Annotated in this window: 14 protein-coding genes; 2 read left to right on the top strand and 12 right to left on the bottom strand. The window is 53.9% G+C overall.

The annotated features are described in order from the left end of the window. Positions 1 to 26 precede the first annotated feature (26 nt). From uvrC to J4E05_RS12705, 4 genes are all read right to left on the bottom strand, one after another. Positions 27 to 1,943: an excinuclease ABC subunit UvrC gene (uvrC, locus tag J4E05_RS12720; RefSeq protein WP_349596114.1), complete on the bottom strand. Its 1,917-nt coding sequence runs from the start codon at positions 1,941 to 1,943 to the stop codon at positions 27 to 29. Positions 1,944 to 2,378: 435 nt separating this feature from the next. Further along, positions 2,379 to 2,804 carry a dihydroneopterin aldolase gene (gene folB, locus J4E05_RS12715; protein WP_349596111.1) on the bottom strand — a complete coding sequence of 142 codons (426 nt, stop codon included), beginning with the start codon at positions 2,802 to 2,804 and terminating at the stop codon, positions 2,379 to 2,381. Positions 2,805 to 2,876: 72 nt separating this feature from the next. Next, positions 2,877 to 3,647: an SDR family oxidoreductase gene (locus J4E05_RS12710; protein WP_349596108.1), complete on the bottom strand. Its 771-nt coding sequence runs from the start codon at positions 3,645 to 3,647 to the stop codon at positions 2,877 to 2,879. A gap of 80 nt (positions 3,648 to 3,727) precedes the next feature. Further along, on the bottom strand, positions 3,728 to 4,687 hold the full coding sequence (locus tag J4E05_RS12705) for a calcium/sodium antiporter (RefSeq protein ID WP_349596105.1): 960 nt from the start codon (positions 4,685 to 4,687) through the stop codon (positions 3,728 to 3,730). Positions 4,688 to 5,221: 534 nt separating this feature from the next. Here J4E05_RS12705 and J4E05_RS12700 point away from each other — a divergent pair. Then, positions 5,222 to 7,030 (top strand): cation:proton antiporter domain-containing protein, encoded by a 1,809-nt coding sequence (locus J4E05_RS12700; protein WP_349596102.1) that lies wholly within the window; start codon positions 5,222 to 5,224, stop codon positions 7,028 to 7,030. Positions 7,031 to 7,147: 117 nt separating this feature from the next. Here the strand turns inward: J4E05_RS12700 and phoB are convergent, their stop codons facing one another. From phoB to J4E05_RS12670, 6 genes are all read right to left on the bottom strand, one after another. Beyond that, entirely contained in the window at positions 7,148 to 7,846 is a 699-nt protein-coding gene (phoB, locus tag J4E05_RS12695; RefSeq protein WP_073955491.1) for a phosphate regulon transcriptional regulator PhoB, read from the bottom strand. Positions 7,847 to 7,850: 4 nt separating this feature from the next. After that, a complete protein-coding gene (phoU, locus tag J4E05_RS12690; RefSeq protein WP_085579331.1) occupies positions 7,851 to 8,582 on the bottom strand; it encodes a phosphate signaling complex protein PhoU in 732 nt (243 codons plus the stop codon). A 20-nt stretch (positions 8,583 to 8,602) separates the two neighbouring features. After that, the gene (pstB, locus tag J4E05_RS12685; RefSeq protein WP_085586999.1) at positions 8,603 to 9,409 is read right to left on the bottom strand and encodes a phosphate ABC transporter ATP-binding protein PstB; all 807 of its coding nucleotides are present in this window, start codon (positions 9,407 to 9,409) and stop codon (positions 8,603 to 8,605) included. A gap of 1 nt (position 9,410) precedes the next feature. Further along, positions 9,411 to 10,757, bottom strand: a complete 1,347-nt coding sequence (gene pstA / locus J4E05_RS12680) for a phosphate ABC transporter permease PstA (RefSeq protein WP_085586998.1) — start codon at positions 10,755 to 10,757, stop codon at positions 9,411 to 9,413. Beyond that, a complete protein-coding gene (gene pstC / locus J4E05_RS12675) occupies positions 10,750 to 12,129 on the bottom strand; it encodes a phosphate ABC transporter permease subunit PstC (RefSeq protein ID WP_085586997.1) in 1,380 nt (459 codons plus the stop codon). Before pstC ends, pstA begins: the two co-directional genes overlap by 8 nt. Positions 12,130 to 12,270: 141 nt before the next feature. Next, entirely contained in the window at positions 12,271 to 13,302 is a 1,032-nt protein-coding gene (locus tag J4E05_RS12670) for a PstS family phosphate ABC transporter substrate-binding protein (protein ID WP_349596096.1), read from the bottom strand. Between the two features lie 532 nt (positions 13,303 to 13,834). On the opposite strand from J4E05_RS12670, the gene J4E05_RS12665 reads away from it, so the two are divergent. Continuing rightward, positions 13,835 to 14,137 carry a hypothetical protein gene (locus tag J4E05_RS12665; protein WP_349596093.1) on the top strand — a complete coding sequence of 101 codons (303 nt, stop codon included), beginning with the start codon at positions 13,835 to 13,837 and terminating at the stop codon, positions 14,135 to 14,137. Positions 14,138 to 14,261: 124 nt separating this feature from the next. Here the strand turns inward: J4E05_RS12665 and J4E05_RS12660 are convergent, their stop codons facing one another. Both J4E05_RS12660 and J4E05_RS12655 read right to left on the bottom strand, forming a co-directional pair. Then, on the bottom strand, positions 14,262 to 15,740 hold the full coding sequence (locus J4E05_RS12660) for a heterodisulfide reductase-related iron-sulfur binding cluster (protein ID WP_349596090.1): 1,479 nt from the start codon (positions 15,738 to 15,740) through the stop codon (positions 14,262 to 14,264). After that, on the bottom strand, positions 15,741 to 17,042 hold the full coding sequence (locus tag J4E05_RS12655) for an FAD-binding protein (protein ID WP_349596087.1): 1,302 nt from the start codon (positions 17,040 to 17,042) through the stop codon (positions 15,741 to 15,743). Positions 17,043 to 17,131 lie beyond the last annotated feature (89 nt).

Raw genomic sequence — 17,131 nt, 5'->3', positions numbered from 1 at the left:
TTACAGATGCCAGGGCAAAGCTGCCCTTAATCGTCGCTATGGAAATGACCATAGATTTTGCGGGCAATGGCGGCACTAATGCCGTCCACCGCTTCAAGGTCCGCCAACCCGGCATCGGCCACACCGCGGGCAGACCCAAAATGATGCAGCAATGCCTTTTTGCGCGCCCCGCCAATGCCCGGCACATCATCAAGCACGCTTTTGCCAATCTGTTTGGACCGTTTGGCACGGTGCGTGCCAATCGCCCAACGGTGTGCTTCATCGCGCAGACGCTGAATGAAATACAGGATCGGGTCTTTCTGGTCCAACCGCACCGGGGCCTTGCCGGGAATATGCAACACTTCCTTGCCCGCGTTACGGTCCACCCCCTTGGCAACGCCGACCAGCATCACATCTTCAATGCCCAGATCTTCCAGCACCTGTCGCGCCACACCTAGCTGGCCGAGGCCGCCGTCAATCAGACACAGGTCGGGCCAGGTACCATTTTCACGGTCCGGGTCTTCTTTTTGCGCACGGGCAAAGCGGCGGGTAAGCACTTCGCGCATCATGGCAAAGTCGTCGCCCGGTGCGATATCGCCCTTGATGTTGAATTTGCGATAGGCATTTTTCATAAACCCTTCCGGCCCGGCAACAATCATGCCGCCAACCATGTTGGTTCCCTGAATATGGCTGTTATCGTAAACTTCAATACGTTCAGGCGGGCTATCAAGGTCCAGTTTGTCGGCCAGGCCATCGAGCAATTTGCGTTGCGACGCACTTTCGGCCATACGGCGACCCAGGGCCTCGCGGGCATTGGTCAGGGCATGGTCCACCAGATTACGCTTGCCGCCACGCTTGGGCACATGCAGTTCAACCTTGTAGCCATTGTTAATGCACAGGGCCTCCTCGACCAGTTTCTGGCCTTCAATTTCGTGGCTTAGCAGCACCTGGCGCGGGGCCGGTTTATTGGCATAAAACTGGCCAACAAAGGCCGAAAGAATTTCGGGAATTTCAGCTGATTGCTCATGGCGCGGAAAATAGGACCGGTTGCCATAATTGGAGCCGCTACGGAAAAAGAACACCTGCACACAGCTTTGCCCGCCTTCGTGATGCAAGGCAATCACGTCGGCTTCTTCCAGCCCTTCCAGGTTGATATCCTGATGTGACTGAATTTGTGACAGCGCCCGAATGCGGTCGCGATACATGGCTGCCTTTTCAAATTCCATGTTTTCCGATGCCGCAAGCATGCTGGCCTCAAGCTGCTTGAGGATTACTTTGCTGCGCCCGGACAGAAAATCGCGGCAAATATCAACCAGCCCGTCATATTCAGGTTTTGAAATACGATCAACACAGGGGCCGGAACAGCGCTTGATTTGATAAAGCAAACACGGGCGGGACCGGTTGGCAAAAACAGAATCGGTACAGGAGCGCAGCAAAAAGGCACGCTGCAAATGGTTAATGGTATTGTTCACCGCCCAGGCAGAGGCAAAAGGCCCAAAACAGCTGCCATCCTTGGCCCGTGCCCCGCGATGTTTAACAATACGCGGATAGCCGTGATCCTCGGTGATCAGGATATAGGGGAAACTTTTGTCGTCGCGCAGCAGAATATTGTAACGCGGCTTGAGCTTTTTGATCAGGTTGGATTCAAGCAGCAGAGCTTCGGCTTCGGTGTGGGTGGTAATAATTTCCATCCGCACCGTTTGCGCCACCATTCGCGCAATGCGCAGTGCCAGACGCGCAATATGGGTATAGCTGGTAACCCGTTTTTTCAGATTTTTAGCCTTGCCGACATACAGGACCCGTTCCTTTTCGTCGATCATGCGATAAACGCCTGGTGACCCCGGCATTGTCTTTAACGCATGTTGAATTGCCGCCACCCCACGACCGGCTTTTCCGTCATGAAGATCATCCAGCGACAGTTCAATGTCACGCGGTGAGGAAGAAGAGGGTGCGGGGGAAGTCATCAGAAGGTCCTGGATTGTGCAATTAACGGGCTTTTGGTCGCCAATGGCCGGTTTTCTATACGATGGTCTAGCCGAATCAGCTTAGATAATTACGGATTGTTAAGGGAATCGTACCCCTGGAAAAGTTTCCACCAACCCTGTGGATAAGTATGTGGGTAATAGGGGGGCTGAACTCTACAGCCGTTGGGAGTCTTAACGTTCTATGAATTGCCCATATTTTAGGCATAAATACTAAGTATTTGATTTTATTAACTAAAAATACTGTCAACCTGAAAACATTCCGTAATCTTACCGTAAAATATCTTTTTACCCCTATGTTTTTGTCGCCAGGAATGCTTGTGCATAAACGACCAAAGCGATTCGCCCTTAGGGAATCACAGATTCGCCATGATAATGGCCCCGATATCGGCATTTATACATTTCAAAACGCTGATATCACCGCGCGAGATTGAACCGCTCAATTTCGACCCCGACCGCCGCGACATCGTCAAACACATCCAGTTTTTCGACCCGCACACAGACCTTGCGCACCCGGCGATCGGTCAAACACATCTCGGCAATTTTCTCGCTCAGGGTTTCCACAAGGTTCACATGGCCGGTTGCACAAATTGCGCGCACGCCGTTCACCAGTTCCTCGTAACACAGCACATTTTGCAATTCGTCATTCTTGGGGCCTTCGCCCTCGACCACGGATAAATCCAGGTTGATGCGCACGCGCTGGGGCGCATCCTTTTCAAAGTCGTAAACCCCGATCGAGGTATTGACCACCATGTCGCGCACAAAGACGCGCCGCAAGCTGCCTGCCTGATCGGCATAGGGCAAGGTGGTGATGTTATCGTCCTGTTTCAGACCTGCGGTCATGTTTATTTTCCTTCGTGCTGCGCGGGTGGGGGCAACTGGCACAAACCGCCAGCATCGGCATGGCAGTGCGGGTTATTCGACAGGCTGTTCGTTACTGTCGCAAGGCGCCCAATTCATATGTTGCCCACCATCAAGGGCTAACATTTGCCCGGTGACAGCGGGTGCTGCAAGAAAAAATCGTATCGCGTCGCAAATCTGCTGCGGCGATGTCCCAATTCCCAACGGTGTTTTACGGCACTGCGCATCGAAATCTTCCTGGCTTTGCCGCACGCTGGGCAATACCGGCCCCGGGCCAATACCATTTACCCGAATACGCGGTGCCAACCCCAGCGACAGGGTTTGGGTCAAGGTCCATAACCCGGCCTTGGACAGGCTATAGGTGGTAAAATGCGGCGTCAGATTCCACACCCTCTGGTCAATAATATTGACAATCAACCCGCCTGCGTCTTCGGGCAACTGGCGCGCGAAGGCCTGTGACAACACAAAAGGTGCACGCAAATTGACTTCCATGTGAAAGTCCCAGCTTTCACGGGTTGCCGTTTTCACATCATCATAATCAAAGGTCGATGCGTTATTAACCAATAGCCCGACCGGGCCAAGGGCATCATGTGCTGCCGCCATGATACCGGTGGTTTCTTCCTCGCGCGACAAATCGGCGCACACGACATGGCATTTGCGGCCCATATCGCGAATATCTGTTGCCAGTTCATCGGCGGCATCCCGCGAGCGGTTACAATGAAGAACAATATCATAGCCCTGCCCGGCCAGATCCAGCGCAATTACACGCCCGATCCGTTTGGCAGCCCCTGTGACAAGGGCGGTTTTTGGCAAATTGTCCGTCATCGCTTTTATCCGTTTCCTGCCATTTAATTATCGTCATCCGGGTAGATTGCCATGATCGGCATCCTGCCCCTTTTATTTGTTCAGGCAAACAACATGCCGATATAACCGGCATAGGCTGCCATAAAAACAGCCCCGGCAATACGCCCGATCCGTTTGGCGCAAAATGCCACCACCAGCACCGCCACCGTAACCGCCAGCATTATCCAGATATCGGACTGGGCGATTTGCGCGGGAACCGAAATGGGGGAAATTACCGAAACACCGCCAATAATCACCAGCAGGTTAAGCAGGTTCGAGCCAAAAACATTTCCCAGCGCCACATCCGAATGCCCGCGAAATGCTGCAACCATTGAAGCGGCCAGTTCGGGCAAGGACGTACCAAACGCCACCAGCGTCAAGCCAATCACGGCTTCCGACACACCAAAATCGCGCGCGACGGTTACACCACCATCCACCAGCAAATCGGCACCAAATGTCAGGCCCACCACGCCAACGACTGTGGCAACAACCGGTTTAGTCCAGCCCGACGGGGCTTCGCCGACTTCGTCGGCCTCATCTTCGTGCAGCGAACTGGCATCACCGGGATTTTGCTTGTCATGTTTATAGGTGAAATACCACATGCCGATCAGCACTGCGAGCATCACCAACCCCGCCCAGCGGTCGATCACACCAAACATGCAAAACCCGATAAACAGCAAAGTGCCTATTAACATGGCCCCGCCATCCCGAACGGTGGTGGTCCGGCTGGCAGCAATAGGTTTTAAAACAGCGACAGCCCCCAAAATCAGCAAAATATTGGCAATATTCGAACCAACCACATTCCCCATCGCAATATCGCCCGACCCGGCAAGGGCTGCGTTCAGCGACACCACAAATTCAGGTGCCGATGTGCCCGCAGCAACAATGGTAAGCCCGACAATGACCTTGGAAATCCCCATCAACAGCGCCAGACCAACGGCCCCGCGAACCATAAATTCGCCTCCGACCGTCAAAAGCACCAATCCGGCTAATATCTGTAAATAGGGTATAAGCTGTTCCAAAACCGGTCCGCCGTTTTTTATTAAAAAAAATGTGCCCTGTATTCATCCGGGCACTGCCGCGCAAGATGGCACTGCCACCCTGCAAACGCAAGCTGTGTCCCCAAATAGCGGATCGCAGGCATAACTGACCAGCCCTGTATTATCGTGTTGTTACCTAAAACACAGCCGATCGCCGCCTGAATGTGACATTACATATGGCACATCTTTAAAAACACAATGCGTCAAACGGAATGTGACCTTTTTCTCCTGCCAGAAACCGGTTTTCCAGCCCCGCTCATTGAAATTGAAACATCGCCGACCAACACTTGAAAATGCCGAACCAGAACCTGGACAATATCGGGCGCAATGCCCCGCCGACATCGTAAAACCATCTTGAAAACCTTTATAAACCCATGCCTAAAAGCAACTTTCCCACGCAAACACACACCGTAAAAACCAGATTTACATCGTTTTTTCACCCCGTTTTGCTATGCTGCACGCAACCGGGACCGTTTGTTGACTGGCCGCGAATTTAACGACCCTGGAAGATCATTCATGCCTCATAGCAATGTGCTGTTCGAGCTGTTCCTGATTTTAAGCGCTGCCGTGATTGCAGTGCCCCTTGCCCAGCGTTTGCGGGCCAATTCGATTATCGGGTTTCTGGTGGGCGGGTTGGTGATCGGCCCTTTCGGATTGGGGCTTATTCCCAGCAACAGGGATATTTCCACCGTTGCCGAACTGGGCGTGGTGTTCTTGCTGTTCATGATCGGGCTGGAGCTGTCGCGCGAACGGTTGCGCGTGATTGGCGGCAAATTTGCCGCCCTTGGCGTATTGCAAATTCTGGTGACGCTGGGCGTCGGCTTTATCGCCCTGGTGGCCATTGATTTACCCCTGCCCGCGGCGTTGGTCATTGCTGGCGCGCTGGCCCTGTCATCAACGGCAATCATTCTTAAGCAATTATCCGATGAACGTCAGTTACATACCCGTTTTGGCCGGGCTGCATTGGCGGTTTTGCTGTTGCAAGACGTGTCGGTCGGACCGTTTTTGATCATGGTGCAGGCGGCGGGCAACACCACCAGTACCACCAGCCCGTGGGTCAGTATTCTGGCCGGGTTTGGTGCGGTTGCCCTTTTATTGCTGGCGGGGCGGTATTTATTACGTCCGATGTTTCGCGCCATTGCCGCCCTGCACAACCCCGAACTGTTTGCCATTGGCACCCTGTTTGCGGTGCTGGCTGCCAGCACCCTGACCGAAATGGCAGGTCTTTCCATGGCGCTGGGCGCGTTTATTGCCGGCGTCATGTTGGCCGAAACCGAATTTCGCCACCAGATCGAAGCCGACATTGCCCCGTTTCGCGGGGTGTTTCTATCGCTGTTTTTCATGTCAGTTGGCATGTCGGTCGATATCGGGGTGGTTTACAATCACGCGATCACGGTGATTTTGGGCGTGGCGGCCCTGCTGTTGATCAAGGCCGCAATCCTGTTTGTACTGTCGCTGGCAACACGGTTTGACCGTGCCGTTTCGATCCGCATTGCAATGGGGCTTGCGGGCGGCGGCGAATTTGCCTTTGTCATGTTTACACTGGCCGCCCAAAACGGTGCCATCACACCCGATCTTGCCGCCATTCTTGTGCCGATTGTTGCCATTTCCATGGCCGTAACACCCAGCCTGATCAGCCTGGGCAAAAAGCTGGAAGATATCCTGCACCCGCGCGAAACCGACCAGCTTGGTGAAATTGAAAGCCACACCGAAGGGGTTGAACATCATGTGCTGATTATTGGCTGTGGCCGCGTTGGCCGCGTTTTGGCGCGTTTGTTAAAAACCCGGAATATTCCCTTTATCGTGCTGGAATCCGACGCCCAGCAAGTTGCACGGGGCCGTGCCGAAGGATTACCGGTTTATTTTGCCGATGGCTCGCGTCCGGAAAGTTTTCGGGCGGCCCATACCGATCAAGCCCATGTGGCCGCCGTTGCCATGGGCACCCCGCATGAAACCGAAAAAACCGTGGCCTTGCTGCGCCAGCATTACCCGCATTTAAAAATTTTCGCCCGCGCCCAGGACATTTCCCATATCGGCGCATTGGCCCGCAGCGGTGCCAATGCCGCCATCCCCGAAGTGTTGGAAACCGGCCTGCGCCTGTCAGACCATGTATTATCAGCCTGCGATGTCCCCCAGGATGAAATTGATACCGAAATTGCCAAATTCCGCCGTGCCGACATGCTGCTGATGAACGAACTGGCACCACGCGCGCCATCACATTCACCCGGCAGCGCCACAAAACCGATCAGTGCGCCATCTACGGCACCCGCAACGGCGACGGCCAAAACCACCGCTTCCGCCCCCCTGTCCGGCGAAAAGCCATAACGAAGGGCGACAATATTTCAATATTGTATAAAACAAGGCCCTGTCATGTGACAGGGCCTTGTAATTTCAGTGTAAATTGCGAAATTCTGTCACAATTTACTTAAATAAAAATGCCGGTTACGCAGCGGCATCATCGTCAAGGGCATAGCCCGCCGCACGAACAGTCCGAATAACGTCCTTGGTGCCTTTAACATCGTTCAATGCTTTGCGCAGACGGCGAATATGCACATCTACCGTGCGGGTTTCGACATAGATATTCGGCCCCCAAACGGCGTTAAGTAACTGTTCGCGCGAGAAAACCCGCCCCGGATGTTCCAGAAAATACCGCAACAGGCGAAATTCTGTCGGCCCCAGATGGATCGGTTTGCCACTGCGGTTAACCCGGTGCGCGGCCAAATCCATTTCGATATCAGAATAGATCAACTGCCCCTGTGGTTGCGCCGGACCCGACCGACGCAAAAGCGCACGGATACGGGCCAGCAATTCGCCAATGGCAAAGGGCTTGGTCACGTAGTCATCGGCACCGGTATCAAGGCCACGAATACGGTCGCCTTCTTCGCCGCGTGCGGTCACCATAATCACCGGCAAATCCCGGCTTTCCGGTTTCCGGCGGATCTGGCGGCACACCTCGATCCCCGACATGACCGGCAACATCCAGTCGAGCAAAACCAGATCAACATGGGTTTCAGCCATGATTTTCAAGGCTTCGTCGCCATCACCGGCTTCGACAACATTCATGCCTTCGCGTTCAAGGTTATAGCGCAACATCGTAACGATGGCGGCTTCATCCTCGACAATAAGAACCGTAGGATCCATCCTGTTATTCCCCTGCCTCGTTGGGTTCAATCACAGCAAAATTGGCAGCGTCATTTTTCGGACGGCCATCAACGGGCAAATCTTCACCCTTGATCCGGTAATAGATCGTTTCAGCGATGTTGGTGGCATGATCGCCAATACGTTCAATGTTTTTGGCAATGAACAAAAGATGGGTCGATGCGGTAATGTTGCGCGGATCTTCCATCATATAGGTCAGCAATTCGCGGAACAGCGAATTGTACATATCGTCCACTTCCTGGTCCCGCGCCCAAACGCGCTGGGCCTTTTCGGCATCGTTTTCGATATAGGCGTCCAGAACGTCCTTGATGATTTCCTGGGCCAGGCGCGCCATGTTGGGAATAACCTGAACCGGGCGGATCGGCGCCATCTGGTTAAGAACCTGTGCGCGTTTGGCAATGTTCTTGGCCAGATCGCCAATGCGTTCGAGATCGTTCGACAGTTTCAATGCCGTAACGACCTGTCGCAAATCATCGGCCATCGGCTGACGCAGGGCCAGAACACGTACAGCAAAATCCTGCACTTCCTGTTCTAGCTTATCAATCCGCAGGTCCGAAACAATGACCTGTTCGGCCAGTTCGGAATCGCGTTTTGAAATGGCGCGAATGGCCGAAATCAGCTGGCTTTCGGCCAAACCGCCCATTTGCGAAATGATATTGTTCAACCGTGTCAGTTCATCGTCAAATGAACTGACGATATGGCTTTCTTCTTTTCTCATCGTATTACCTCCTGCCCGGCTTAGCCGAAGCGCCCAGTGATATAGCCTTTGGTGCGTTCGTCTCGCGGGTTGGTAAAAATTTGGTCCGTTTCGCCGACTTCCACCAGTTTACCCAGGTGGAAAAAAGCCGTGCGCTGCGACACACGCGCGGCCTGCTGCATGGAGTGAGTGACGATGACAATTGTGTAGTTCGAACGCAGCTCGTCGATCAGTTCCTCGACCTTGGCGGTCGCGATCGGATCAAGCGCGGAACAGGGTTCATCCATCAAAATAACTTCGGGGCTGACCGCAACGGCACGGGCAATGCACAGGCGTTGCTGCTGCCCCCCGGAAAGACCGGTGGCAGGCGATGCCAAACGGTCTTTGACTTCTTTAAGCAGGCCAGCCTTTTCCAGCGAAGTCATGACGATTTCGTCAAGTTCATCGCGGGAATTGACCAGACCATGAATACGCGGGCCATAGGCCACGTTATCGAAAATCGATTTTGGAAACGGGTTCGGTTTTTGAAACACCATGCCGATGCGGGCACGCAACTGCACCACATCAATAACCTTGTCGTAGATATCGCGGTCATCAAGAGTAACCTTGCCGTTGATGGACACGCCATCAATGGTGTCGTTCATGCGGTTCAGGCACCGCAAAAACGTCGATTTACCACAGCCCGACGGGCCGATCAGCGCGGTGACTTCGCGTTCAACAACATCAAGGTCAACATTATAAAGTGCCTGCGCGTCGCCATAAAACAGGTTCAGGTCGCGGGCCGCCATTTTCGAATTACCCCGCGTTTGCGGTGCGTTCGTCATTGCATCAGTCGTTACAACAGCCATTTTACCACTTCCGTTCAAATTTCTTGCGCAATAACACAGCCAACCCGTTCATCAGGATCAGGAAGGCCAGCAACACCATAATCGCCGCCGAGGTTTTTTCGACAAAGGCGCGTTCCGGGCTGTCTGCCCACAGGTAAATCTGCACAGGCAACACCGTTGCCGCATCCATTGCACTGCCGGGAATATCAACAATAAAGGCCACCATCCCGATCATCAAAAGCGGGGCGGTTTCGCCCAGTGCCTGAGCCATCCCGATGATGGTACCGGTCAGAATGCCCGGCATGGCAAGCGGCAAAACATGGTGGCTAACCGTTTGCACGGGTGACGCCCCAAGGCCAAGGGCCGCCTGGCGAATAGAGGGCGGTACAGCCTTGATCGCGGCACGCGCGGCAATGATGATGGTTGGCAATGTCATCAATGCCAGGGTCAAACCACCAACAACCGGGGCCGAACGCGGCAAATGCATCACGTTAAGATAAAGTTCCAGCCCCAGCAGACCAAACACGATGGAAGGAACAGCCGCGAGATTGTTGATATTGACTTCAATAATCTGGGTCAGGCGGTTTTTCGGGGCAAATTCTTCAAGGTAAATTGCCGCCGCCACCCCGATCGGGAAAGATAAAAGCAAGGTTACGATCAACGTATAGAACGAGCCAACAGCAGCGCCCCAGATCCCGGCCAATTCAGGTTCACGGGAGTCACCATTGGTAAAAAACCGGGTGTGAAACCGCTTTTCAATGGCATCGCCGTTTTGAAGGGCCTGGAACCAGCCGATCTGGTCATCATCAAGGCGTCGGCTGGCTTCGTTGGTGTCGGCACTGATATAGCCCTTGTTGAGCATATCAAAATCATCACCGGAAATAAGCCAGACCTTGCGCGTTTGCCCGATCAGCGACGGGGTATCAAGAACCCGCTCGCGCAGATCATAAGACGCACCACTTGAAACGATGTCGTAAAGTTTACGTTTTTCCGAGCGCGATGTGACCTCGGGGAAACGGGCGCGAAGGGCTTCCTTGATCAGACCATCATAATTGGCACGTCCGATAACAGCCGGGTCACGGTTGCCTTCGGGGTCAATCACCGCCGGATCAAAGGTAACCTCGATCTGGACATAGGTTTGAACAAAGGCGCTGTAGCCCTTTGATATGATCGAATATCCCAGCATCACCAACGCGGCCAGTGCCAGCATGATCGCGGTCAGACCATAGGTCTTGAACCGGCGCTCGGCGGCATAGCGTTTTTTGATACTGCGCGAAATGTCGGCACTGTCCCAGTCAACCGGCTTGCGCAGGTTGGCGGCGTCCGTAGTGGCAGCGCGATCTTCCATCAATGATGCCATATCAGTCATATTTCTCGCGATACTTCTGCACAACCTTCAGGGCGAACACGTTCAACCCCAGGGTCACAAGGAAAAGAACCAGACCAAGTGCGAAGGCTGACAGGGTTTTTGCACTGTCAAATTCCTGGTCACCCACGAGCAAGGTAACAATTTGCACCGTTACCGTCGTTACTGCCTGCAAGGGATTGGCGGTAAGGTTGGCCGCAAGGCCCGCCGCCATCACCACAATCATGGTTTCGCCAATCGCCCGGGATACTGCCAGCAGGATGGCCCCGACAATACCGGGCAAGGCCGCCGGGAAAATAACGTGGCGAATGGTTTCGGATTTGGTTGCCCCCAGCCCATAGGAACCATCACGCAAGGATTGCGGCACCTGGGACATCACGTCGTCAGACAGCGAGGAAACAAATGGAATGATCATGACCCCCATGACCAGACCGGCGGCCAGCGCACTTTCTGAACTGACACTTAAACCAAGCACCGAACCAGTATCGCGCAGAAATGGTGCCACGGTAAGGGCGGCAAAAAAGCCGTAAACCACCGTGGGCACGCCTGCCAGAATTTCCAGCGCCGGTTTTGCCCAGGCACGGAAAGTTGGCGATGCGTATTCGCCCATATAAATCGCCGAAAACAAGCCGACCGGCACGGCCACCAGCATGGCGATAAACGTGATCAGCAAGGTTCCGGCAAAAAGCGGGATCATGCCAAACGAGCCATCGGATGCGACCTGATCGGCGCGGATTGCGGTTTGCGGGCTCCATTCCAGACCAAACAGGAATTCAAGCGGATTGACCTTGCTAAAGAAATGCAAGGCTTCAAACATCAGCGAAAACACAATGCCAACGGTCGAAAGAATGGCAATGGCCGAACAGCCGATCATCAGATAACGCACGATCCGTTCGACATTGTTGCGTGCCCGCATGTCGGCAACAATCCGGCGATAGGACAAACCCAGCCCGACCAGTGCTACGCACAACAGAACAACAATCAACGCCGTATTGGAAATGGTATGCAAAAGGGCTAGGCGATTACCGGCTTCAACCACTTCGGGGGCGACATTAAGATGTTGGCCGTTGTCGGCTGCAATCAGTGAAATTGCATTTAATGCCAATGACAGCTTGCCGGTATCGGATGTAATTTCGACCGGCAGGTCATTGATGATCAGGGCCTCGGTCACCGGGCCTTGCAGGGCATACCAGACAATCAGCAACGCCAGCGCCGGCAGACCACACCACAAAGCAGTGTAGGTGCCATAGTGGATTGGCAGGGAATGCAGGTTGCTAAAACGGCCGCCTGAAAGTGCAATCGCTCTCTGCCGTCCAAAGACGAAAGAGAGCGCACAAAGCAACGCAACCGCCAGCAACAAAAAGGTCAGGGACATTGTGTTATTCCATTTGCCTGAAAAAACCGGAAACCCGGTCGATGCACTCAGAGCGGGTGGGCAAAGTAATAATAAAAAAACAATTTTAAAACAAAGAAACCGGCGGCAACCCCGGATGGGCTGCCACCGGTCTTAATGCGATTACATGCTCAGCGGGGTCAGGTTTTTCGCAGCTTCGCGAACCTGTTCACGCTCGGCGTCATCCATCGGGATCAAACCACGGTCAGCAAGGTAGCCTTCCGGGCCCCAGGCTTTGTCGGCAGTGAACTGCGCAACATATTCTTCCATGCCCGGAATGGTGCCAACGTGGGCATTCTTGACATAGAAGTAAAGCGAACGGGAAACCGGGTAGGAACCATCCGAAATGGCTTCGAAGGTCGGCTCAACGCCACCAATTTTCGAACCGTGCAGCTTGTCGCCATTCTGATCAAGGAACGAGAAACCGAAGATACCCAGAGCAATCGGGTTCGCTTCAAGTTTCTGAACGATCAGGTTGTCGTTTTCGCCAGCTTCGATATAGGCACCGTCTTCACGGACACCGGCACAAGCAGCTTTGTGCTTGTCTTTGTCGCTGTCCTTAAGGGCAGCAATTGCCGGAAATTCGTCACAGGCTTCTTCAAGTACCAGTTCGGTGAAGGCATCGCGCGTACCGGAGGTCGGCGGCGGCCCGAGAACTTCGATCTTTTCGTCAGGAAGGGTCGGATCGATTTCTTTCCAGTTGGTGTACGGATTATCGATCAGATCCTTGCCGTCTTTGGACGGAACGATTTTGGCCAGTGCGAGGAAGATCTGTTCCTTGGTCAGTTCGAACAGCGGTGCTTCCTTGGAGTTGGCAAGAACGATGCCGTCATAACCGATTTTGACTTCGGTAATGGCTTCAACGCCGTTTTTGGCGCAGGTTTCAACTTCGGATTTTTTAATGCGGCGCGAAGCATTGGTGATGTCGGGGTTCTGTTCCCCAACGCCAGCACAAAACAGCTTCAAGCCACCGCCGGAACCGGTTGATTCGATAACCGGTGTTTTGAAAGAAGTGGTCTTACCGAATTCTTCCGCAACTGCGGTTGCGAACGGAAACACGGTGGACGAACCAACGATACGAATCTGATCGCGCGCATGTGCGGCGCCGGTCAAGGCAACGCTCGCGAGTGCTGCAATAGCGAGTGTCTTCTTCATGTAAATCCCCATTTGTGTGTTCCCTTAAGGAACTGTGCAACGATCTGCGAGGCGGACTTTACAGCTATGCTTTTACCGTATTGCGTCAGATTTGTTAAGGTTATGTTACAGTCGATTTTAGGGCGTCATATTCAAAAATTATTGTTTTAATTCAGTGTATTAATAAAAAAATATCTTTCCCGTTATTTGCCGGTTTCCTGACTTTTCCGGTTCTGCCATCATGCTTGTGACGCCAAATGTTACAATAAGGACATTCAACCTCAGGATCATCACGGCGGATGATTCGCCGTCCTTATGGTTTGGCACAGCCATCAGCGCTACCATTTTCCCCAGTCTGCTTCGGCTTACAGCCTTGCGACACCTCCTCCCGATTTTTACCGCCGCAGGAAAACAATAAAACGAATCATCGATAGTCATCGCAGTCGCGCTTTACAAACCCTTAAGAAGAGGCGACGCTATCCGAAATGGCGGAATAATCGCCATATGGGGATGACACCCGCAAAAGGGGACCTGCGATATTTTGGGGAGAGAAATGGTGAATGAACAAATCGACGGCTTAAAAGCGACAATTGATAAATTGTCGGGCGAACTTGGCGAAGTATCGCAAATGGCTGCCCGGCATTTTGATGAATTGCATGATGCGGTAAACAATGTTGCCAGCCATACCTTGGCAATGGAGGCAATTATATCGGCCATTCTGGTCAATATCGACATCGACCAGAAAACTGTTACCAGCTGGATCAGGGCGAAAACGGCGGAATATTCATCGCCTGAACATGGCGAATCTGCTGCCGAAGCCATTGCCCGTGATTTTCTTGGCAACAAAGGGGCATAATCGGGCAAGCTGGTATCAACCGTGATAAATGCCTGATGATAAATCAGATAAAGCGCCCTTTCACCAAAACCGGACCAGCAAACCGGTTCTCAATTCATGCCCGCCTGCCATCATAATTTGCGGGTTATGATATATGCTTCAGTTTTCCCGGGCAGGGACCACCTGTGGCCCAGTCCAGCAATTGTACAGTATGCACCACTTTAAGATCATCGGTTTCAAGCTGGATCATGCAGCCAATATTACCGGTCGCGACCAGGTCGGGCCGGGTATTGCGAATATTCGCCTGTTTGCGGACTTTTAACTGCCCGGCAATTTCAGGCTGCAACAGGTTATAAACCCCGGCAGAACCACAACATAAATGACCCTCGGCAATTTCCAGCACCTCGAACCCGGCTTTGCGCAACAAATCGCGCGGGGGACGGGTAATTTTTTGTCCATGCTGCATCGAACAGGCCGAATGATAGGCAACCCGAATTGCCCCTGTGCCATGGGACGATGCGGTTTCAAATGTGGCCACGGCCTTGCGTGTTGATGCCGCCGCACGATCAGAAACCGATGCCGGTGCTGATGATGGCGTAACAGACCCTGCAAAGGTGCCGTTCCGGGCCGATACCGCCTGTGTTGGCCGGTCCGGTTTGGCAGGTAACGGGGCAATGGGCTGCACAAGCTCCGCCGGTACGTCTATTTTTGCCAGATATTCGGAAATGTCGCAGGCCAGGCTGGCAATCCGGGTCGCTTTTTGCGCCCAGGTGGTGTTATGGGCCAGCATATTTCCGTAATCCTTGACCGTGGTGCCACAGCCCGATGCCGTAATAACAATCGCGTCCAGCCCCTCGCCGCCAGCCTCGGCCAACTCGCTATGCCAGGCGGCAATATTATTAATGGCCTGGGCATGGGATGCATCTTCCTTACCCATATGATGCACCAGCGAACCGCAACACCCCGCTCCCTGTGCCACCACAATTTCAATACCCAGACGGGTTAGCAACCGAACTGTGGCCTCGTTAATTTCGGTTTCCAGCACCTGTTGTGCACACCCGGTAAGGATGGCAACCCGGCCCTTGCGCGCCCCTTGCGCCGGAATAACCTGTGGCCGATCCACCCAGCTGGGCGGGGGCAATGGCCGCGCCCCCATTTTAACCATGCCACGCAACCGCCCCGGCATCAGCCCGGCCAGCGGCGATGCCAGCCTTGCCCCGATAAGGGCCGCCCGAAACAGGGTTGGGCGTGGCACCACCCATGCCAGCAATTTACGCAACCATTTATCCGCCATCGGGCGTTGATATGTTTTTTCAATATGGGCGCGCGCATGGTCGATCAAATGCATGTAATCCACCCCCGACGGGCAGGTGGTAGTGCAGGACAGGCACGACAAACACCGATCAAGGTGGCGAACCACCCGTTCATTGGCCGGTTTGTCGTTTTCCAGCATATCCTTAATCAGGTAGATCCGGCCACGCGGGCTATCAAGTTCGTCGCCCAGGGTGACAAATGTTGGGCAAGTGGCCGTACAAAACCCGCAATGCACGCATTTACGCAAAATCTGCTCAGACTGTGCCATTGCAGGGTCGGCAAGCTGACGGGTGCTAAAACCTGTTTGCATTTATGCCCCCACCGCCTGATTGCCGCTGACACCGCCCTGTGCCAAACCGGGCGTCATCCGCCCCGGGTTTAAAATATTGTGCGGATCAAAATTTTCCGAAATTTTGTGATTTATCCGGTTAATTTCCGATGATAACGGCTGAAATACCGGAATTTCACGGCGTAAATCGTCTGCGGCCCGAACCAGACAAGCCTGCCCACCTGCGTCAACCGCAATCTGGCGAATTTTACCTGCCTGCTCAACACTTCCGGCTGCGAATTGCGCCCAAACCAGCCCGCCTGCCCAATCAAGCATGGCATCGACATTTGGCTCAATCCGGCCTAATGCCTGTACCACGGCACCACCGGATGATGGCGGCACCGACAAACGCCATAAAATACTGTCATGCCGGGACTGCATTGGTTTTACATCGGCAATGGCCTGCCACACCGCCAGGCTTTTTTCCGTCCGCAATACCATCGCGCTCCCAATATCGTCGAGCAACCGGCACAGGGCCGCTGCCCGCCAGTCTACCGACTGTTCCGGCCCTTCGACCCGTAACATCACCATTGACGTTGCAGAACCGACATCGCCCGTTTCTGCCGCATCTGGCGAAATCATTGCCAGCATGGATGCAGGCACCCATGCCGCCCCGGAAACCTCGTTTTCACTGCCCATCGCGGCGGTCATTGCCTGTCCGGCTAAAACAACATCCTCGCAAGGCACCAGCACGGTTCGGGTTTTTTCCGGCACCGGCATGGCTTTTAAGGTCAGCGTGTGCATCACGCCCAGCGTACCAAAAGACCCGGCCATTAATTTCGATAAATCAAACCCGGTAACGTTTTTCATGACACGCCCGCCAGATTTAAAATCCTCGCCCCTGCCGCTAACCGCGCCGAACCCCAAAACATGGTCTCGTGCCGCACCGGATTTTAACCGGCGGGGGCCGGAAATATTGGTGGCCACCATCCCCCCCAGGGTTCCTGCCGGTGCCTGCCCGGCCACGGCACCATCCCGCTGCCCGCCTAACAGACGGGGAAAATCGCCCGGTTCAAACTGAAATTGCTGGTGCTTTTGCGCCAAAAGTGCAGTGATTTCGGCAAGCGGGGTGCCTGCATGGGCCGAAATTACCAGTTCTTCGGGCTGGTAAAATAAAATACCGGTCAGTTTTGATAAATCCAGCACGTAGTCGGCACGCACTGCATGACCATAGGCACGTTTGCTGCCATGCCCGATAATTTCCAGTGCCACCTTGTCACCCAAAGCCCATAAAATGGCATCACGCAATTGCGCGGGACTGGTCGGGGTTATTGTTTCCGCCATGGCGGGTTCCTCTCCTGATCCGGCGGCCGGTCTTTGCGGGGTCACGGCACACCGTTTTGCATTCTTTTGGTCAAGTCTCCGGCTTTTTG

The organism is Thalassospira sp. NFXS8 (assembly GCF_040148805.1).
Lineage (GTDB): Bacteria > Pseudomonadota > Alphaproteobacteria > Rhodospirillales > Thalassospiraceae > Thalassospira.
Note: the sequence above shows the minus strand (reverse complement) of the source record. Positions and strands in the feature narration are given on the sequence as shown.

Excerpts from the sequence above, each read along its gene's own strand:
- J4E05_RS12710 (WP_349596108.1), bottom strand. The coding sequence starts at position 3,647 with ATGACGGACAATTTGCCAAAAACCGCCCTTGTCACAGGGGCTGCCAAA.
- phoU (WP_085579331.1), bottom strand. The coding sequence starts at position 8,582 with ATGAGAAAAGAAGAAAGCCATATCGTCAGTTCATTTGACGATGAACTG.
- phoB (WP_073955491.1), bottom strand. The coding sequence starts at position 7,846 with ATGGATCCTACGGTTCTTATTGTCGAGGATGAAGCCGCCATCGTTACG.
- pstB (WP_085586999.1), bottom strand. The coding sequence starts at position 9,409 with ATGGCTGTTGTAACGACTGATGCAATGACGAACGCACCGCAAACGCGG.
- J4E05_RS12700 (WP_349596102.1), top strand. The coding sequence starts at position 5,222 with ATGCCTCATAGCAATGTGCTGTTCGAGCTGTTCCTGATTTTAAGCGCT.
- J4E05_RS12655 (WP_349596087.1), bottom strand. The coding sequence starts at position 17,042 with ATGGCGGAAACAATAACCCCGACCAGTCCCGCGCAATTGCGTGATGCC.
- folB (WP_349596111.1), bottom strand. The coding sequence starts at position 2,804 with ATGACCGCAGGTCTGAAACAGGACGATAACATCACCACCTTGCCCTAT.
- uvrC (WP_349596114.1), bottom strand. The coding sequence starts at position 1,943 with ATGACTTCCCCCGCACCCTCTTCTTCCTCACCGCGTGACATTGAACTG.
- J4E05_RS12670 (WP_349596096.1), bottom strand. The coding sequence starts at position 13,302 with ATGAAGAAGACACTCGCTATTGCAGCACTCGCGAGCGTTGCCTTGACC.
- J4E05_RS12665 (WP_349596093.1), top strand. The coding sequence starts at position 13,835 with ATGGTGAATGAACAAATCGACGGCTTAAAAGCGACAATTGATAAATTG.
- J4E05_RS12660 (WP_349596090.1), bottom strand. The coding sequence starts at position 15,740 with ATGCAAACAGGTTTTAGCACCCGTCAGCTTGCCGACCCTGCAATGGCA.
- pstC (WP_085586997.1), bottom strand. The coding sequence starts at position 12,129 with ATGTCCCTGACCTTTTTGTTGCTGGCGGTTGCGTTGCTTTGTGCGCTC.
- pstA (WP_085586998.1), bottom strand. The coding sequence starts at position 10,757 with ATGACTGATATGGCATCATTGATGGAAGATCGCGCTGCCACTACGGAC.